16 protein-coding genes are annotated in these 16,748 nt (G+C 65.5%); 7 read left to right on the top strand and 9 right to left on the bottom strand.

Translation table 11 applies throughout. The features are described from left to right. Positions 1 to 65: 65 nt before the first annotated feature. Positions 66 to 2,789 carry a bifunctional acetate--CoA ligase family protein/GNAT family N-acetyltransferase gene (locus JAO75_RS03530; protein WP_199046724.1) on the top strand — a complete coding sequence of 908 codons (2,724 nt, stop codon included), beginning with the start codon at positions 66 to 68 and terminating at the stop codon, positions 2,787 to 2,789. 309 nt (positions 2,790 to 3,098) lie between these two features. On the opposite strand, the gene bfr is transcribed toward JAO75_RS03530, so the two are convergent. From bfr to JAO75_RS03485, 9 genes are all read right to left on the bottom strand, one after another. Beyond that, positions 3,099 to 3,584 carry a bacterioferritin gene (bfr, locus tag JAO75_RS03525; protein ID WP_199046723.1) on the bottom strand — a complete coding sequence of 162 codons (486 nt, stop codon included), beginning with the start codon at positions 3,582 to 3,584 and terminating at the stop codon, positions 3,099 to 3,101. A gap of 191 nt (positions 3,585 to 3,775) precedes the next feature. Further along, positions 3,776 to 4,033, bottom strand: coding sequence for a (2Fe-2S)-binding protein (locus tag JAO75_RS03520; protein WP_199046722.1), 258 nt, complete (start codon positions 4,031 to 4,033; stop codon positions 3,776 to 3,778). Positions 4,034 to 4,151: 118 nt separating this feature from the next. Further along, on the bottom strand, positions 4,152 to 4,721 hold the full coding sequence (locus JAO75_RS03515; protein ID WP_199046721.1) for a putative glycolipid-binding domain-containing protein: 570 nt from the start codon (positions 4,719 to 4,721) through the stop codon (positions 4,152 to 4,154). 100 nt (positions 4,722 to 4,821) lie between these two features. After that, positions 4,822 to 5,619, bottom strand: a complete 798-nt coding sequence (locus tag JAO75_RS03510) for a class I SAM-dependent methyltransferase (RefSeq protein ID WP_199046720.1) — start codon at positions 5,617 to 5,619, stop codon at positions 4,822 to 4,824. A gap of 184 nt (positions 5,620 to 5,803) precedes the next feature. Further along, positions 5,804 to 6,475 (bottom strand): LutC/YkgG family protein, encoded by a 672-nt coding sequence (locus tag JAO75_RS03505; RefSeq protein WP_199046718.1) that lies wholly within the window; start codon positions 6,473 to 6,475, stop codon positions 5,804 to 5,806. Beyond that, the gene (locus JAO75_RS03500) at positions 6,472 to 7,905 is read right to left on the bottom strand and encodes a LutB/LldF family L-lactate oxidation iron-sulfur protein (RefSeq protein WP_199046716.1); all 1,434 of its coding nucleotides are present in this window, start codon (positions 7,903 to 7,905) and stop codon (positions 6,472 to 6,474) included. The genes JAO75_RS03505 and JAO75_RS03500 overlap by 4 nt, the downstream gene beginning before the upstream one ends. Further along, positions 7,902 to 8,432, bottom strand: coding sequence for a DUF6653 family protein (locus tag JAO75_RS03495; RefSeq protein WP_246742342.1), 531 nt, complete (start codon positions 8,430 to 8,432; stop codon positions 7,902 to 7,904). Before JAO75_RS03495 ends, JAO75_RS03500 begins: the two co-directional genes overlap by 4 nt. Beyond that, positions 8,429 to 9,226: a (Fe-S)-binding protein gene (locus tag JAO75_RS03490; protein WP_199046714.1), complete on the bottom strand. Its 798-nt coding sequence runs from the start codon at positions 9,224 to 9,226 to the stop codon at positions 8,429 to 8,431. The genes JAO75_RS03495 and JAO75_RS03490 overlap by 4 nt, the downstream gene beginning before the upstream one ends. Further along, positions 9,223 to 9,612 (bottom strand): c-type cytochrome, encoded by a 390-nt coding sequence (locus tag JAO75_RS03485; RefSeq protein WP_199046712.1) that lies wholly within the window; start codon positions 9,610 to 9,612, stop codon positions 9,223 to 9,225. Before JAO75_RS03485 ends, JAO75_RS03490 begins: the two co-directional genes overlap by 4 nt. A 136-nt stretch (positions 9,613 to 9,748) precedes the next feature. Between JAO75_RS03485 and JAO75_RS03480 the strand changes: the two genes are divergently transcribed. The 6 genes from JAO75_RS03480 to JAO75_RS03455 all read left to right on the top strand — a co-directional run bounded on the left by JAO75_RS03480 (position 9,749) and on the right by JAO75_RS03455 (position 16,694). Beyond that, entirely contained in the window at positions 9,749 to 11,182 is a 1,434-nt protein-coding gene (locus tag JAO75_RS03480) for an FAD-linked oxidase C-terminal domain-containing protein (RefSeq protein WP_199046710.1), read from the top strand. Beyond that, complete coding sequence (glcE, locus tag JAO75_RS03475; RefSeq protein ID WP_199046708.1) at positions 11,179 to 12,363, top strand: glycolate oxidase subunit GlcE; 1,185 nt, start codon at positions 11,179 to 11,181, stop codon at positions 12,361 to 12,363. The genes JAO75_RS03480 and glcE overlap by 4 nt, the downstream gene beginning before the upstream one ends. Before the next feature lies 1 nt (position 12,364). Beyond that, positions 12,365 to 12,982, top strand: coding sequence for a DUF2585 domain-containing protein (locus tag JAO75_RS03470; RefSeq protein ID WP_199046706.1), 618 nt, complete (start codon positions 12,365 to 12,367; stop codon positions 12,980 to 12,982). An 8-nt stretch (positions 12,983 to 12,990) separates the two neighbouring features. Further along, the gene (gene glcF, locus JAO75_RS03465) at positions 12,991 to 14,346 is read left to right on the top strand and encodes a glycolate oxidase subunit GlcF (protein WP_199046704.1); all 1,356 of its coding nucleotides are present in this window, start codon (positions 12,991 to 12,993) and stop codon (positions 14,344 to 14,346) included. Between the two features lie 101 nt (positions 14,347 to 14,447). Beyond that, on the top strand, positions 14,448 to 15,965 hold the full coding sequence (locus JAO75_RS03460; RefSeq protein ID WP_199046702.1) for a hypothetical protein: 1,518 nt from the start codon (positions 14,448 to 14,450) through the stop codon (positions 15,963 to 15,965). A gap of 147 nt (positions 15,966 to 16,112) precedes the next feature. After that, positions 16,113 to 16,694: an NUDIX hydrolase gene (locus JAO75_RS03455; RefSeq protein ID WP_199046700.1), complete on the top strand. Its 582-nt coding sequence runs from the start codon at positions 16,113 to 16,115 to the stop codon at positions 16,692 to 16,694. Positions 16,695 to 16,748 lie beyond the last annotated feature (54 nt).

The raw sequence follows: 16,748 nt of genomic DNA, 5'->3' as shown, positions 1-16,748 counted from the left end.
AGCCGGGCGCAATAGGTTCTGGTGGCCTGCTCCGCCCTGCAATGTCCACGAGACGAAGGATCCCAATGTCCACCTATCGCCTCGACAAGATGCTCGCCCCGCGCTCCATCGCGGTCGTCGGCACGAGCCCCCGACCCGGCTCCCTCGGCCTGACCTTCCTGCGCAATCTGATTGCCGGCGGCTTCGAGGGCGACATCGTGTCCGTCAATCCCCATCATGTGGAGATCGAGGGGAGGCCGTGCTTCCCGTCCCTGGCCGAGCTGCCGGAGATTCCCGATCTCGTCGTTGTCGCGGTGCCGCCGGAGAGGGTGCCCGGCGTGATCGAGGAGGCCGGGCGGGCCGGCGTAAGCGTCGCCATCGTGGCAACGGCCGGCATGGGCTATGGCGATGGTTCCTTGAGCGAACAGGTTCGGCTCGCGGCGCGCGCGCATGGGCTGCGGGTCGTCGGGCCCAACTGCATCGGCGTGCTGGCTCCCCGGGCCAAGATGAATGCGAGCTTTGCGGCTCACAGCGCCAAGCCGGGCGACCTGGCGCTCGTCTCCCAGTCGGGCGCAGTGGCGGCGGGACTCGTCGAATGGGCGGCGCAGCGGAATGTGGGCTTCTCGGCCATCGTGTCGCTCGGCGACAAGGTCGACGTGGATTTCAGCGACTGCCTCGATTTCTTCTCCGCCGACAGCGGGACGAGGGCGATCCTGCTCTACATCGAGTCCATCGACAACGCGAAGAAGTTCATGTCGGCGGCCCGTGCCGCGTCGCGCGTGAAGCCCGTGGTGGTGATCAAGGCCGGGCGGCATGCGCAGGGAGCCAAGGCCGCCGCCACGCATACGGGCGCGCTGGCGGGCTCCGATTCGGTCTACGATGCCGCCTTCCGACGCGCCGGATTGCTGCGCGTGCTCGATCTCGACCAGCTCTTCGCCGCGGCGGAGACCTTGGGGCGTCAGAAACCGTTCCCTGGAAGCCGATTGGCAGTTCTTACCAATGGCGGTGGTATCGGGGTTCTCGCGGTCGACCGGCTGGTGGATCTCGGCGGGACGCTCGCGACCATTTCCGAGACGACCCGCAATTCGCTCGATGCCATCCTGCCGCAGACCTGGTCGAAGGCGAACCCCATCGACATCATCGGCGATGCGAACCCTGAGCGTTACGCCGGCGCCCTGGAGGCGCTGCTCGCCGACCCCGAGAACGATGCCGTTCTCATCCTCAACGTGCCGACGGCCGTGGCCAGGGCCTCGGACGTGGCCTCATCCATCGTGAATGTCGTGAAAAAGGACCGGGCGAGGGGCTATCGCCAGAAGCCGGTCTTCGCCGCCTGGATCGGCGAGGATCCGGAATCCGCTCGGGTGTTCGAGGAGGCGCGCATTCCGCATTTCGCCACGGAGGCCGATGCAGTGCGCGGGTTCATGCAGCTCGTGCGCTACCGCGAGGCGCAGAACCAGCTGATGGAGACGCCCGACGACCTTCCGCACGATTTCGAGCCGGATGTGCAAGCTGCCCGCGCCATCGTGGATCATGTGGTTTCGCAGAACCGACGCTGGCTCGATCCGCTCGAGGTCAATGCGCTGCTGAAGAGCTACGACATCCCCACCGCGCCTGTCGTGCTCGCGACCACGCCGGACGAGGCCGCGGAGGTCGCACGCCCGATCATCGCCGAGGGCGGCACGGTGGCAGTCAAAGTTCTCTCGCCCGACATCGTGCACAAATCCGATATCGGCGGCGTGAAGCTCGATCTCACCACCGAGGAGGCGGTGCGAAAAGCTGCCGCCGACATCTTCGAGCGCGCGGCGCGCCTGAAGCCGGGGGCGCATGTGGCCGGCGTCACGGTGCAGCCGATGGTGCGCCGGACCAAGGCCCGCGAGCTGATCATGGGCATTGCCGACGATCCGTCCTTCGGCCCCGTGGTGCTCTTCGGGCGCGGCGGCACGGCCGTGGAAGTGATCAACGACAAGGCGCTGGCCCTGCCGCCCCTCGACCTGAAGCTTGCGCACGATCTCATCGACCGCACCCGGGTGTCGCGCCGGCTCAAGGCCTATCGCGACGTTCCGGCGGCCGACGAGGGGGCCATTGCCCTCACCCTCGTGAAGCTCGCCCAGATGGCCGCTGACATCCCCGAGATCCGCGAGCTCGACATCAACCCGCTGCTCGCCGACGAGACCGGCGTGATCGCGGTCGATGCCCGCGTGGCGGTGGCGCCCGAGACCCGCAAGGGCAGCGGACATCCGCGCTTCGCGGTGCGGCCGTACCCGAAGGAATGGGAGCGCACCATCGGCCTGCGCAACGGCAGGAACGCTTTCGTGAGGCCCGTGCGCCCGGAGGACGAGGACGAGTTCCGGCGCTTCTTCGAGAAGATCACCCCGGAGGACCTGCGCCTGCGCTTCTTCGCGCCGGTGCGCGACTTCAGCCACACCTTCCTGGCGCGCCTGACCCAGCTCGATTACGCCCGCGCCATCGCCTTCGTGGCCTTTGACGGGGAGACGGGCGAGATGATGGGCGCGGTCCGGCTCCATGCGGATGCGAACCACGAGACCGGCGAATACGGAATCCTGCTCCGCTCGGATCTCAAGGGACTGGGCCTGGGCTGGGAGCTGATGCGCCTGATGATCGAATGGGCCAAGGCGGAAGGCCTGCGCGAGGTCGAGGGCCAGGTGCTGCGCGAGAACTCCACCATGCTCGACATGTGCCGCAGCCTGGGCTTCACGATCCGCATCGATCCGGACGATCCGGAACTACGCCTCGTGACCCTGCCGATCGCCTCCATCGCGGAGCCCGGCAAGCTGGCGAAATCGACGTGAGGGGCAGTTTCCCTCCCCCTTGCGGGCGAAGTTCATGTCCCGGGTGTCATCCCCGGCGAGCCGTAGGCGAGGGAAGGGGATCCACTCGCATGCGCAATGCCATGGATTCCCTTCCCCTCCGCTGCGCTCCGGCCGGGAATGACACCTGTGCCGTCATGGCCGGGTTTGTCCCGGCCATCCCGATGCTGAAAAGCGTTGCGCCTCACCGCATCGGGATCACCGGCACAAGGCCGGTGATGACGTGAGGAGGGCTGCCGGTCCTTTATGGGCCAGACTCTCAGGATGAGGTCAGTTCTTTAGAGCAAGGGCTCAATGCCCGTCGTCGAGGTCGCCGATGTGCTTCTGGGCGTAGAGCTCGATGCCGATCTGCTCGACGAGGTTGATCTGGGTCTCAAGGAAGTCGATATGGCCTTCCTCGTCCGTCATCAGCTCCTCGAACAGGTTCTTGGACACCCGGTCGCCGATGCTGTCGCAATAAGCCGCCGCCTCGCCGTAGAGGTTGCGGGCTTCGTATTCCGCCGCGAGGTCGGATTCGAGGATTTCCTGGATGTTCTGGCCGATGCGCAGGGGATCGAGCACCTGCAGGTTGGCGAAGCCCTCAAGGAAGATGATGCGCTCGATGAAGCGGTCCGCGTGGTGCATCTCCTCGATGGATTCCTTGCGCCAGGTCTTCGCAAGCTCCTTGTAGCCCCAGTCGTCCAGGAGCCGGTAATGCAGCCAGTACTGGTTGACCGCCGTCAGCTCGCTGCGCAGGCCGCGATTGAGATACTCGATTACCTTGGGATCACCCTTCATCCTAACCCTCTCGTCCAAACGGCGCCGACGCGCCGGTCATCCTTAGCGCATCGTGCGGAAAAGTGGAGCCGGTTTTCCGCGAAGAACGATGCGCAAGTTTAAAATGAGCATCGGATGGATCCCAAAAGTGCAATCCACTTTTGGGTCCGATGTTCTGGAGGATTTATCAACTAGGGTGGAAGCCCCTTTGTTCAAAGGGTGGGTTCGGCGGCGGCTTTTTCGAGGGTGGTCGGACAGCAGCCGCGCTGGCAGGCCGCGATGGGCTCCACGCCCGCGGCGGCCAGGGCCTGGTCCATGATGGCGCGGATCGTCCGGGCGCAGCGCCCGCAATTGGGGCTGCAGCCCAGGCAGCGATAGACCTGCGCCGGGGTGCGGGGACACTCGGGTCCCGGCTTCAGGCAGGCTTTGACATCGCCGTCGGAGAGGATGTTGCAGGAACAGACGATCATTTGTTGTTCTAGTTTAGAATGACTAAAAACTATATGCGATATCAAAGACTTAACTGAAAATGCGGGTGGGCGCCAGCGCTATCTCCTGTGCCCAGATGTCACGGCTCGGCTGTGACGCTCAGCCCAGGCGCTTGAACAAGCCGGGATAGTCGAGCACGAAGCCGTCCGCATCCACGGGCAGGTCGGCGGTGAACCCGTCCTCGAGGCTCTCGAAGCGGTAGAGGGAGCCTGCCTCGAGCGCCGTATAGCGCTGGTTCGAGGCGAAGACGGTCAGATCCGGCACGGTGATGTAGCAGAGGCGGATCTCCATGCTCTCGCCGGTCTCCAGATCGAGACGCCGGATCGGCAGGGTGTTGGTGACCGGGGTCGCCTGGATGTCGATGTCGATGCAGCCCTGAAGCGCCGGCTGCTCCTTGCCGTTCTCCCGCCAATGCCCGTGGCCGTCGCTCTCCAGGTGCAGGCTGTGGCCTGAGGTGGTTTTCACGAGAACCTCCCTCGTGTGCCACAGGGCATCCAGCTTGAGACGGTAGGAAAGGCCGAACCGGGTCCCGTCCTCCTGGGCGATCACCACGCCGGAGATATCGAGCCCGCCATCGGCCGGCCGGATGTCCACATGCTCCAGCCCCGCCTCGCAGCCGTCCCAGGCCGACCAGCGGATAGAGCGGAAGATCAGTGTCGGGATGGACATGCGGGGCTCCAGGCTTCGCGGCTGCTGTGCGAGGATTATGGCCCTGTCGGAAGACTTGTCGAAGGGGCTCCTCTTCAAACGTCCCGACAGGGACTCCCGATCAGCCCATTTTCCTGCTGAGGAACAGCCCGGCCTCTTTCTCGACTTCGAGAACACCATTCCCTTGCTCGAATGCCGTGGCGATGGCGTCGCGGAACTCCGCGAGTTGAGACGCGCTGGCGCCGTCCCCCGGCGGATAGGATGTGAGGGCCAGGAAGACGTCTTCCGGATCCGTGATCCGGAGCCTCGCCGGGTGCTGCGCCCTTGTGACATTGCCGAACTGGGAGCGCATGAGGCGGTCGGCGGTGTCGAAGCCGAAGGCTGCGGCAGCCGGATCGGACGGTGGGCTGCCGAACACGGCGGTCAGCTCATACATCCTGCGCATGTTGCCGGCGCCATTGGTCGTGACCGCCAGAAAGCCGCCCGGCTTCAGGACCCGGAACATCTCCGCGATTCCCTTCCTGGGGTCCGGCAGATGATAGAGCATGTGCATGGCTATCACCGCATCGAACGAGCCGTCCTCGAACGGAAGCGCGGATGCGTCGGCCTGCTGGCCTTGAACTGACCCGAATGGCAATGCCTGGCAGCGCGCAACCGCCTCCTGCACCATGCCCGGCGAAAAATCGGCGAGGGTCAGATCCAGCTTCTCTGGCCATGCACTCGCCGTTGCCGCCCAGAACCAGCCCGGCCCACAGCCGATGTCCAGAACGCGGTCTCCCGCTCGAAGAGGCAGTTGACCGGCCACCCACGGGAACCAGCCGACCTCGGCGACGGTGTATTTCGAGTTGATGCGCGCTCTCGCGGCAAGCTTCTGGCTGTCACTGTACTGCTGTGCGATGCCCGACGTTATGGACGACATGCCGTCTCCTCCTGTGCATCTCAGGAAGGTCTGCGATTGCTGCAAAGCGAAGCGCCGGCAGCAATCGAATCCTGCAACGCACCCTGCCTAGGATTATATGCCGCGAACGTGCCGAGCGCAATCGAGCTGAGGGAACATCGCTCAACGCTGCGCCCGCTCCCGAATGTCTGATCGGGTTTGGGATCTACTCCCGCACCACCACCACATGCAGCCGTCGCGGACCATGGGCGCCGAGCAGCAGGGTCTGCTCGATGTCGCCGGAGCGGGACGGGCCGGTGATCCAGTTCACCGTGCGCGGCATCGAGCCCTTGCCGTAGGCGAAGCGCACCCGGTTCCAGACGGATTCGTAGTCGCTGGCGATGTCCTTGGCCGAGACCACGATGATGTGGTTGTCGGGCAGGAAGTTGAGGGTGGAGGGGTTGTCCGCGCTCGACACCATCGCGAGCGTGCCGGATTCGGCGATGCCCCCGAAGGCGTGGCTCACCGCGTTGAGGTCGCGGCCCTCGCTCGGCCCGTGGGCGATGTCGAGGGTGGTGTCCTGCCACGGCATGGTCTTCAGGCGCGGATCGTCGCCCATGCGCAGGGTCGCGGGCAGGTTGTGGTTGCGCAGGAACAGCGCGATGGATTGCGGCACCTCTGACGCTGAGGCGACCTCCGTCACCGTGGCGAGCGAGGTCTCGACCATGGTCTTGAACAGGGCGATCCGCTCTTCGCCGGAGACCTGGCCGCGCTGGGGGATCACGCCCCGGGGCGAGCGCTCCAGGCGATCCTCAACCATCTGCCGCCGGATGGTCTCGGTGCCGTTGACGCCGAGCGAGCGGCGGATGTTGCCGAGGATGTCGTCGCGGGCGCTCATGCGCGGGCTCCCTTGCGCTCGCGCTTCCAGCGCTGCTGGAAGGTCTCGCCCTGCGGGGCGGGAAAGTCGCGGTATTTGGTCCAGCCCTTCGCCACGGGCAGCCAGGCGAAGCGGCCGCGCTGGCGGCCTACGAGCGCGAGAGCGCCCATGGCTGCGCGGGTCGCGAACCGGTAGAGGGTCGGGCGCTTGGCGAAGAAGCCCCAGAGCTGGAGACCGGAGCGCACGGTCGCCGGCGTCAGGTGGCGCTCGAACTCGCGCTCGCGCCAGTGGCGCATGAGCTTGGGCAGGGGAATGCGCACCGGGCACACGCTCTCGCAGCGGCCGCAGAAGGTGGAGGCGTTGGGCAGGTGGCCCGCCTTGTCGACGCCGATGAGCGACGGCGTGAGCACGGCGCCCATGGGGCCGGGATAGACCCAGCCGTAAGCGTGTCCGCCGACCGCGTGATAGACCGGGCAATGGTTCATGCAGGCGCCGCAGCGGATGCAGCGCAGCATCTCCTCGAAGGCCGTGCCGAGCATGGAGGAGCGGCCGTTGTCGAGGATGATGACGTGATAGTTCTCCGGTCCGTCCGCATCCGTGCTGCGGCGGGGGCCGGTGGAGAAGGTGGTGTAGACCGACAGCTCCTGGCCGGTGGCCGAACGGGCGAGCACGCGCAGGAGCTGGCTCACGTCCTCCAGCGTCGGCACGAGCTTCTCGATGGAGGCGAGCACGATGTGGGTCTTCGGCAGGATCTGGGTGAGATCGCCGTTGCCCTCGTTGGTGACGATGATCGAGGTGCCGGTCTCGGCCACCAGGAAGTTGGCGCCGGTGATGCCCACATCGGCCGCGAGGAAGCGCTCGCGCAGCACGGCGCGCGCCTCGGTGAGCAATTGCACGGGCTCGGAGAGATCGCGCTTGGCGTCGAGATGGGTGTGGACGCGCCGGAAGTCTTCTTCCACCTGCGTGGCGTTCAGATGCACGGCGGGCGCGATGATGTGGCTGGGCAGCTCATTGCGCAGCTGAATGATGTATTCGCCGAGATCGGTCTCGACGGGCGTGATGCCGTTGGCTTCCAGGTGATGGTTGATCCCGATCTCTTCCGAGATCATGGACTTGCCCTTCGTCACCGTCTTCGCGCCCGTATCCCGGCAGATGTTCAGGATGATGTCGCGGGCCTCCTGGGCGTCGCGGGCGAAATGGACGTGCCCGCCGGACGCCTTCACCTTTCCCTCGTAGGCTTCGAGGTAGAGGTCGAGATGCTCAAGGGTGTGGTTCTTGATGTCGCGCGCCGAGTCCCGCAGCGCCTCGAATTCCGGCAGCTTGTCGGCGGCCATCTGGCGCTTGTCGATGAAGCCCTGCTTCACGTTGCCGAGCGCCTTCTGGAGCTGATCGTCGTTGAGCGCCCGCGCGGCGTTCTGCTTGAACTGAGGGGAGGTGGAGTGAACGGTCATCGGACCTCTTTCTGTCCGACCCGCAGCCACTCGGCATAAGGCGGATGCTTATTCTTCATCTCATCGTAGAGCCAGACCATGCGGTCGCAAAACCACATCTTGGCGAACCAGGCGACAAGTCCGCCGGAGACCGTCAGGAAAAGATTGTTCAGGAAAGCCCCGGCGAGCGCCACGACAAAACCCGCGGCGGAAATCGCCGTGAGAAGATGCGCCATGCGGGCATGGTGATCGGGGATGGGAACGTTTTTGCGGTTGAGCCAGACCCGCTCCCCGAAGGTGGTCATGGCGCTCCAGGTGTCGGTCCGCTCGGGCGCCGGAAAGAGGCGCGGGTTCAGCCACAGCCATAAAACAACGACCGCGACAGGCACGAGCGCCCAGATGCCGAGCCAGGCATGGCTCCAGATTGCGCCCAGGAGGAGGGGAAGGGACGCGACTCGCGTCCAGACGCTCCAGGGGCTCGCATGTCGCTGCCAGGTCCCTTCGTCCATCTGGAAAAGGCTGGCTGTGATGTGCCCATAGTCTCTCATGCGGAATGAGGCCCCTTCGTCGCTCCGATTGGTGGCTCGTCTACCATCCCGGCCAGGACCTCGGCAACGTGACGCACCTGGACGGGTTTGCCATCACGGCTGAGCTTGCCGGCCATGTTCATGAGGCAGCCGAGATCGCCCGCGAGCACCGTGGGGGCGCGGGATTCCTCGATGTTCTTGGCCTTGGCCTCGACGATGGCGCCGGAGATGTCGCTGTACTTCACCGCGAAGGTGCCGCCGAAGCCGCAGCACACGTCGCTGTCCTGCATCTCGACCAGCGTGAGGCCCTGAACGCTCGCCAGGAGCTTGCGCGGCTGGCGCTTGACGCCGAGCTCCCGCAGGCCCGAGCAGGAATCGTGGTAGGTTACGGCCCCGTCATAGGAGGCATCCACCGTCGTGACCCCGAGCACGTCGACCAGGAAGCTCGTCAGCTCGTAGGTCTTGGCTCCAAGCGCATCGGCCTTGGCGCGCCAGTTCGGGTCCTCCTCGAACAGTTCCGGGTAGTGGGCCTTGATCATGCCCGCGCAGGAGCCGGAGGGCGCGACCACGTAGTCGTAACCCTGGAAGGCCTCGATCACCTGCATGGCGAGATCGCGCGTGGTGCCCCGGTCGCCCGAGTTGTAGGCCGGCTGGCCGCAGCAGGTCTGGACCGGCGCGTCCACGATGCAGCCGGCATCCTCCAGGAGCTTCACGGCGGCAAAGCCCACGGAGGGGCGCATCAGGTCGACGAGGCAGGTGACGAACAGGCCGACCCGGGGTTTCGCCGGGCGGCCCTGGGGCTGCAAGCCGCTCATTGGGTGGCCTTCTGCCCTTGCGCGTTGAACTGCTTCAGATAGGCGATGAGATCGTTGATCTTCTGCTCGTCCTTCAGCCCGGCATAGATCATCTTGGTGCCGGGGATCTTGGCGCGCGGGTTCTTGATGTATTCCCGGAAAACCGCCTCATCCCAGGTGATGCCCGAATTCTTGTTGGCCGGGGAGTAGTTGTAACCTTCGACCGACCCGGCCGTGCGCCCGAAAAGTCCGTTCAGATGCGGCCCCACCGCGTTCTTGGCATTCTCGCCCACCTGGTGGCAGGCCCGGCACTGGGTGAAGACCTTCTCGCCGGCGGCCGCGTCCTGCGCCTGGGCCTGGCTGAGGCCGAGGAGGACGAAGGCGGCGGATAGTACGAAGGAACGCATCAAAAACTCCTTTGCTGGACAAGTACATCATCTTAGAGAGATTCTACATTATTGGAAAAAGCTCCCGGGGAAAGCCGCCTTATTGTTAAGGTAGCCATGCCCCGGGCGCAGTCGATGATCCTCAAAGGAGGCTTTCATGACCATTGCATTTCCCAAACCCGACCAGGCTGTTCTGGCGCGCCGGAGGGAGATCGTCGACGGGCTGGGGCGCCTTGTCGCGTCGGAGGCCCTGATCGTCTCCGAGGACGAGCGCCGGGCCTTCGAGACCGACGGCCTGACCGCCTACCGCCAGATGCCGCTCGCCGTCGTGCTGCCCTCCACCACGGAGGAGGTCTCGGCCATCCTGCGGTTCTGCCACCAGCACGGGGTGAAGGTGGTGCCGCGCGGGGCGGGCACGTCGCTCTGCGGCGGGGCGATCCCGCAGGAGGACGCTATCGTGCTCGGCGTCGCCAAGATGAATCGGGTGCTGGATGTGAGCTTCGAGGGCCGCACCGCCCGGGTGCAGGCCGGCATCACCAATCTCGGCATCAGCCAGGCGGTGGCGCACGAGGGCTTCTTCTACGCGCCCGACCCGTCGAGCCAGCTCGCCTGCACGATCGCCGGCAACATCGCGATGAATTCCGGCGGCGCCCACTGCCTGAAATACGGCGTGACCACCAACAACCTGCTCGGCGTCACCATGGTGATGCTCGACGGCACGGTGGTGGAGATCGGCGGCGAGCATCTCGACGCTGCGGGCTACGACATCCTCGGTCTCGTGTGCGGCTCGGAAGGGCAGCTCGGCGTGGTGACCGAGGCGGTCGTGCGCATCCTGCGCGCTGCGGAAGGCGCGCGGCCTGCGCTCTTCGGCTTCGAGAAGGCCGAGGATGCGGGCGCCTGCGTGGCGGCGATCATCGGCGCGGGCATCATCCCGGTGGCGCTCGAATATATGGACAAGCCCGCGATCCAGATCTGCGAGGCCTTTGCCCATGCGGGCTACCCGCTCGACGTGGAGGCCATGCTGATCGTCGAGGTCGAGGGCTCGGATCAGGAGATTGACGACATGCTCCGCCGCATCGTGGCCATTGCCGAGCCCTTCAAGCCGAAGACCATGAAGGTCTCGCAGTCCGAGGCCGAGAGCGCTGCGATCTGGAAAGGCCGCAAGTCGGCTTTCGGGGCCACGGGCCGCGTGGCCGACTACATCTGCATGGACGGCACGATCCCGACCGGTCAGCTGCCCTACGTGCTCAAGCGCATCGACGAGATCGTGAAGTCCTACGGGCTCGGCGTCGCCAACGTGTTCCACGCGGGCGACGGCAACCTGCATCCGCTGGTCATGTTCAACACCAACGTGCCGGGCGAGATGGAGAAGGCCGAGAAGGCCGGCGAGGACATCCTCAGGCTCTGCGTCGAGGTCGGCGGCTGTTTGACCGGCGAGCACGGCGTCGGCATCGAGAAGCGCGATCTCATGACCCATCAGTTCAACCCTATCGACCTGGAACAGCAGATGCGCGTGCGCGGCGTGTTCGATCCCGGCTGGCTGCTCAATCCCGCCAAAGTGTTTCCGCTCGAAGGAAGGTTCGCCGCGTGACCATTCACACTCCCCGCGACGAACAGGACGCCTCCATCATCATTCGCGACGCCGCCGACAAGGGCACGCTGCTGAACGTCTCCGGCAATGGCACCAAGGCGCCGATGGGCCGGCCGAACCAGACCGACGCCTCGATCTCATCCGCCGCGATGACGGGCATCACGCTCTATGAGCCGGCCGAGCTGGTGATATCCGCGCGCAGCGGCACGCCGGTGCTGGAGGTCATGCGGGTGCTGGCTGCAAAAGGTCAGGAGCTGCCTTTCGAGCCCATGGATTACCGCTCGCTTCTCGGCACGAAGGGCGATCCGACCATCGGGGCGGTGGCGGCCATGAACATCTCCGGCCCGCGCCGGATCATGGCGGGGGCCGCGCGCGACAGCCTTATCGGCGTGCGCTTCGTCAACGGGCGCGGCGAGGCGGTGAAGTCCGGCGGGCGCGTGATGAAGAACGTCACGGGCCTCGATCTCGTGAAGCTCATGGCAGGCTCCTGGGGCACGCTCGGCTTTCTCACCGAGGTCACCTTCAAGGTGCTCCCCAAACCGGAGCGCATGGCGACGCTGGTCATCCGCGGCCTCGACGACCGGCAGGCCATCGAGGCGCTGTCGATGGCGCTGGGCTCGCCCTTCGACGTGACGGGCGCGGCGCATATTCCGGATCGCGACCGGCGCGGCGGCAGCACGCTGATCCGGCTCGAAGGGTTCCGGGTCTCGGTCGATTATCGCATGAACGAGCTCAAGCGCCTGCTGAAGCGCTTCCGCTTCATGGACATTCTGGAGGGCAACGGTGCCGAGGCGCTCTGGCAGTCCGTGCGCGATGCCAGTGTGCTGACGGATCAGGGCGGACGGGCGGTCTGGCGCGTCTCCACCGCGCCGACCAAAGGGCCCGATGTGGCTGCGCATGTGGCGCAGTCCCTCGACGCGCAATGGTTCTACGACTGGGGCGGCGGCCTGCTCTGGATCTCGACGCCCGCTGACGGCGATGCGGGCGCCTCCATCCTGCGCGAAGCAACCAGAACCTATGGCGGCCATGCCACCCTCGTGCGGGCGCCCACGGAAGTGCGCTCGACCCTCGACGTGTTCGAGCCGCAAACCGATGCGCTGATGACGCTGACCCGTGGCATCAAGGCGTCCTTCGATCCGGCCGGGATTCTGAATCCGGGGCGGATGTATGCGGGGATCTGAGATGGCCGGAACGACTTTGCTCACCTCGGAGGCAAGGGCCTCCAACGGTACGCGCCCAACGCTGGTCGTCGGGCTCGCGCTCGGGCTCATCGCGCTCACCGCCACCATTCTTCTCATGATGGGGCGCACGCCGATCTGCACCTGCGGCACCGTCGAGCTGTGGCATGGGACCGTGAAGGATTCCGGCAACTCGCAGCATCTGACCGATTGGTACACGCCCTCACACATCATCCACGGCTTCCTGTTCTATTGCGGCGCCTGGATGATCGGTGTTCTGCGCGGAAAGGCGCTTCCCTTCGGTATCGCGCTTCTGCTCGCCATCGGGCTGGAGGCGGCGTGGGAGATCGCCGAGAACACCGACACGATCATTAACCGCTATCGGGCAACCACCATCGCCCTCGACTACTATGGCGACAGCGTCATCAACTCCGTCTCGGACATTCTCGCCATGATCGCCGGGTTCACGTTGGCGCGGCTCTGGCCTGTCTGGCTGACGCTCCTCATCGCGTTGGTCATGGAGGCTTTCGTCGGCTTCTGGATCCGCGACAATCTCATCCTCAACATCATCATGCTGATCCACCCCATTGATGCCATCAATCAATGGCAAGGGTCGCAGTGAGATAAACCATGCAAACCAATTTCACGCCCGATCAGCTGAGAGATCCCGCCATGGCGGCGTCGGAGGCCATTCTCCGCACCTGCGTTCATTGCGGCTTCTGCACCGCCACCTGCCCGACCTACCTTCTGCTCGGGGACGAGCTCGACTCTCCCCGCGGGCGTATCTACCTGATGAAGGACATGCTGGAGAGCGGCAAGCCCGCCTCTCCCGAGGTGGTCAAGCACATCGACCGCTGCCTCTCTTGTCTGTCCTGCATGACCACGTGTCCGTCGGGCGTGCATTACATGCACCTCGTCGATCATGCCCGCGCCTACATCGAGGCCACCTACACGCGGCCCTGGCACGACCGGCTCCTGCGCTGGGTGCTCGCCACCGTGCTGCCCTATCCCAACCGCTTCCGCTTCGCGCTCGGCGCCGCGATGCTGGCCAAGCCCTTCAAGGGTCTGGTGGGCGCGCTGCCGTTCCTGGGCAGCCGCCTGCAGGCGATGATCGAGCTGGCGCCCGCGCAGGTGCCGGCCCGCACCCCCTTCGACCAGCCCGGCACCTACAAGGCGCATGGGGAGCGCCGGGGCCGTGTCGCCATCCTGTCCGGCTGCGCCCAGCCGGTGCTCAAGCCCGGCTTCAACGAGGCCGCCACCCGCCTCCTCAACCGTCACGGCATCGACGTGGTGCAGCCGAAGGGGGAGGGGTGCTGCGGCGCTCTCGTCCACCACATGGGCCGGGACGAGCAAAGCCACGATTTCGCCAAGCGCAACATCGACGCCTGGATCGCCGAGATGGACGGGGAGGGGCTGGACGCCATCGTCATCACCGCCTCCGGCTGCGGCACCACGATCAAGGATTACGGCTTCATGTTCCGGGAGGACCCCGCCTATGCCGAGAAGGCGGCCCGGGTGTCGGCGCTTGCCAAGGACATCACGGAATACGTCACGTCCCTGACGCTGATGGAGCCGGTGCGGGAGACGGACCTGGTGGTGGCCTATCATTCGGCCTGTTCCATGCAGCACGGGCAGGCGATCCGCACCGAGCCCAAGACCCTGCTGAAGAAGGCGGGCTTCACCGTGAAGGACGTGCCGGAAGGGCATATCTGCTGCGGCTCGGCCGGCACCTACAACCTGCTCCAGCCGGAGATCGCCGCCCAGCTCCGCGCCCGCAAGGTGGCCAATATCGAGCGCACCAAGCCCGACCTCATCGCCACCGGCAATATCGGCTGCATGACCCAGATCGGGAAGGGCACAGGGATCCCCATCGTCCATACGGTCGAGCTTCTGGACTGGGCGACCGGCGGTCCCATGCCGGAAACCCTGGAGGAAGCGGGCTTCGGCAAGCGCCTCGGCGAGCCGTTAACCATCGCGGCAGAGTGAGGCTGCTACACTCTTACGCAACGAAATTTTATTTCCAAACTGCGCCCATCTGGGGTAAAAGTTAGGAAAGTATGAATTTCTAGGGCGTAAGGGCCGGCACCATGTCTTCGGGATGGACGTCTTTCAGGAACCGTTTTGGCAAGAAGCAGGATGAGGCCGAGCCCGAGTCTTTGCCCCAGCAGGCGGGTGAAGCGGTTGCAGCCGCCGCGGCGCTTCCCGTGGCCGCTGCGCCGGAAAAGGGCGAGCCGGTCATCGTCCGCCCCAACGGCATGCTCGATTCCGTCGGCCAGAAGAACGAGCTGATCCGGGTCCGCTTCGCCAACATGATCGACCGGCTCGAGGAGCTTCGCAGCCTCAAGGAGGACTTCGCCCTCCTGAACGAGCCGGTGACCGAGCTCATCCGCAGCTATCCGCAGCTCCAGTCGCGGCTGCTCGAGACCGAGGCGGTGCTCAGGCAGGAGACCGAGACCGCCCAGGCCCTGCGCCGGGAGCTGGGGGATCTCGGCAGCGTCCATGCCCGCACGGTGGACGACCTGAACGCGGCCGTCTCCCAGCTGCGCAAGGCCGAGTCCAAGATCCGCGAGCAGGACAGCTTCATCGAGGACCTGCGCCTGAACGTGAAGGACAAGGAGGCGATCGTCGCCGACCTTGAAAACCAGCTCTCCATCGAGACCGAGCGCGCCCGCAACATCACGGAAGAGAACCAGGCCCTGCGCCTCGAGGCCCAGGAGGCCGACCAGACGGTGGCCCGCGCCGAGCGGGAGCTCATCGAGACCCGCGAGCGCAACGGCCTGCTCGATCACGAGGTCAAGCGCCTGCAGAAGGTGGCCGAGGAGCAGAACTACCGCCTCTCCAGCCTCGGCAACCGCTATGGCGAGCTGGAGACGCAGCTCGAATCCACCCGCCAGCGCGCCTCCGAGCTCGAGACCAAGCTCATGGCCGAGCAGGTGCTGCGCCAGCGCCTCGAAACGCAGATCGATTCCGAGCGCTCGGCCCACCAGACCGATCTCTCCTCGCTCGACATGAAGATCGAGGGCCTGACCTCGCGTCTGTCGGCCACCGACAAGATCCTGGCCCATACCCGCGATCAGCTGCGCGACAAGAACGAGGCGCTGCGCGGCGTCGAGCGCAATCTGAAAGAGACCACCATCGAGAAGAACACCCTCGACCGTCGCCTGGAAGCGACCCAGCAGGAGGTCGAGCGTCAGGTGGCCATGGTCAACGAGCTGCAGCGCTCGCGCATCGAGCTGCAGGAGCGCGTCGAGATGCTGGGCAAGGCCATCGCGGCCAAGGACTTCCAGATCGAAAGCTCCGACAACAAGGTGGCGAGCCTCTCCGAGCGCATCGACCAGCTCACCAAGCGCTTCGAGCAGGATCGCAGCACCCTGGAGGCCGCCAACCGGCGCCTCACGGAAGAGCTGCAGAACGAGAAGGCCGAGCGTTCGCTCATCCAGGGCGCCCTCGAGATCGCCCGCGAGAGCCGCACCAAGATCCAGAAGAAATACGTGGCCCTGCGCAAGAAGACCCGCCTCGACACGCAGGAGGACGATCCGATGCTCTTCGACGAGGAGGAGATCGAGACCAATGTCCGGCCGCTCAAGTCGCCGGACGCGGAATAAGCAAGCTACCTCCAAAGCCCCGCCTGTTGCGGGGCTTTCTTTTTTGCGCCTCCCCAATGTTGACCGCTCGACCGCGAGGCATGACAGCATGGATTGGCTGATCCATGCCGAATGGGTGCGGCTCTCCGCAATGAGTGATGGGACGCCATGACCTTCGACCCTGCCGCCTTCCGAAAGCATGTTCTTGTCCTCCTCGATGAGTGGACGAAAACCTTCGATATCCCCGAGGACAGCCATGCTCTCCTGCGGCGGCAGATCGCGAACGGGGATGACATCCATTCCCGCCGCACCTTTCCCGGTCACGTCACCACATCGGCGTTCATCCTCGATGCGGAGGGAAAGCGAATCCTGCTGATCCATCACCGCTCCCTCGGCCGATGGCTGCAGCCGGGCGGGCATTACGAGGCCCCGGAGGATCTGGCGGCCTCGGCCCTGCGCGAGGCCGTGGAGGAGACCGGCATGGAGGGGCTCGCGATCGATCCCTGGCACCGCACGTCCGGCCTGCCCGTCGACATCGACAGCCACCGCATTCCCGCCCGGCCCGAGCGGGACGAGCCCGAGCATTGGCACCACGACATCCGCTACGTCGTGAGAGCGCAAGAAGGCAGCGCCCTCCGGCCGGACCTGCGGGAGGTGCATGGGGCCGCGTGGCGCAGCCTTGAGGAACTGGAAGCGATTGCGCCACGGGCCTTGCGGAACCTGCGCAGGCTCGGCCTCGTGCACCCCTGACAAACCCGAAGGCCATGCTTACATCTGTCTCCGATACCCTTGAAGGAGGCTTGC

The organism is Microvirga splendida (assembly GCF_016427565.1).
Taxonomy (GTDB): Bacteria; Pseudomonadota; Alphaproteobacteria; order Rhizobiales; family Beijerinckiaceae; genus Microvirga; species Microvirga splendida.
This window is presented reverse-complemented; position numbering and strand designations above follow the sequence as displayed.

Excerpts from the sequence above, each read along its gene's own strand:
- bfr (WP_199046723.1), bottom strand. The coding sequence starts at position 3,584 with ATGAAGGGTGATCCCAAGGTAATCGAGTATCTCAATCGCGGCCTGCGC.
- JAO75_RS03470 (WP_199046706.1), top strand. The coding sequence starts at position 12,365 with ATGGCCGGAACGACTTTGCTCACCTCGGAGGCAAGGGCCTCCAACGGT.
- JAO75_RS03455 (WP_199046700.1), top strand. The coding sequence starts at position 16,113 with ATGACCTTCGACCCTGCCGCCTTCCGAAAGCATGTTCTTGTCCTCCTC.
- JAO75_RS03500 (WP_199046716.1), bottom strand. The coding sequence starts at position 7,905 with ATGACCGTTCACTCCACCTCCCCTCAGTTCAAGCAGAACGCCGCGCGG.
- JAO75_RS03460 (WP_199046702.1), top strand. The coding sequence starts at position 14,448 with ATGTCTTCGGGATGGACGTCTTTCAGGAACCGTTTTGGCAAGAAGCAG.
- JAO75_RS03480 (WP_199046710.1), top strand. The coding sequence starts at position 9,749 with ATGACCATTGCATTTCCCAAACCCGACCAGGCTGTTCTGGCGCGCCGG.
- JAO75_RS03530 (WP_199046724.1), top strand. The coding sequence starts at position 66 with ATGTCCACCTATCGCCTCGACAAGATGCTCGCCCCGCGCTCCATCGCG.
- glcF (WP_199046704.1), top strand. The coding sequence starts at position 12,991 with ATGCAAACCAATTTCACGCCCGATCAGCTGAGAGATCCCGCCATGGCG.
- JAO75_RS03510 (WP_199046720.1), bottom strand. The coding sequence starts at position 5,619 with ATGTCGTCCATAACGTCGGGCATCGCACAGCAGTACAGTGACAGCCAG.
- JAO75_RS03490 (WP_199046714.1), bottom strand. The coding sequence starts at position 9,226 with ATGAGCGGCTTGCAGCCCCAGGGCCGCCCGGCGAAACCCCGGGTCGGC.
- JAO75_RS03485 (WP_199046712.1), bottom strand. The coding sequence starts at position 9,612 with ATGCGTTCCTTCGTACTATCCGCCGCCTTCGTCCTCCTCGGCCTCAGC.
- JAO75_RS03515 (WP_199046721.1), bottom strand. The coding sequence starts at position 4,721 with ATGTCCATCCCGACACTGATCTTCCGCTCTATCCGCTGGTCGGCCTGG.
- JAO75_RS03505 (WP_199046718.1), bottom strand. The coding sequence starts at position 6,475 with ATGAGCGCCCGCGACGACATCCTCGGCAACATCCGCCGCTCGCTCGGC.
- JAO75_RS03520 (WP_199046722.1), bottom strand. The coding sequence starts at position 4,033 with ATGATCGTCTGTTCCTGCAACATCCTCTCCGACGGCGATGTCAAAGCC.
- JAO75_RS03495 (WP_246742342.1), bottom strand. The coding sequence starts at position 8,432 with ATGAGAGACTATGGGCACATCACAGCCAGCCTTTTCCAGATGGACGAA.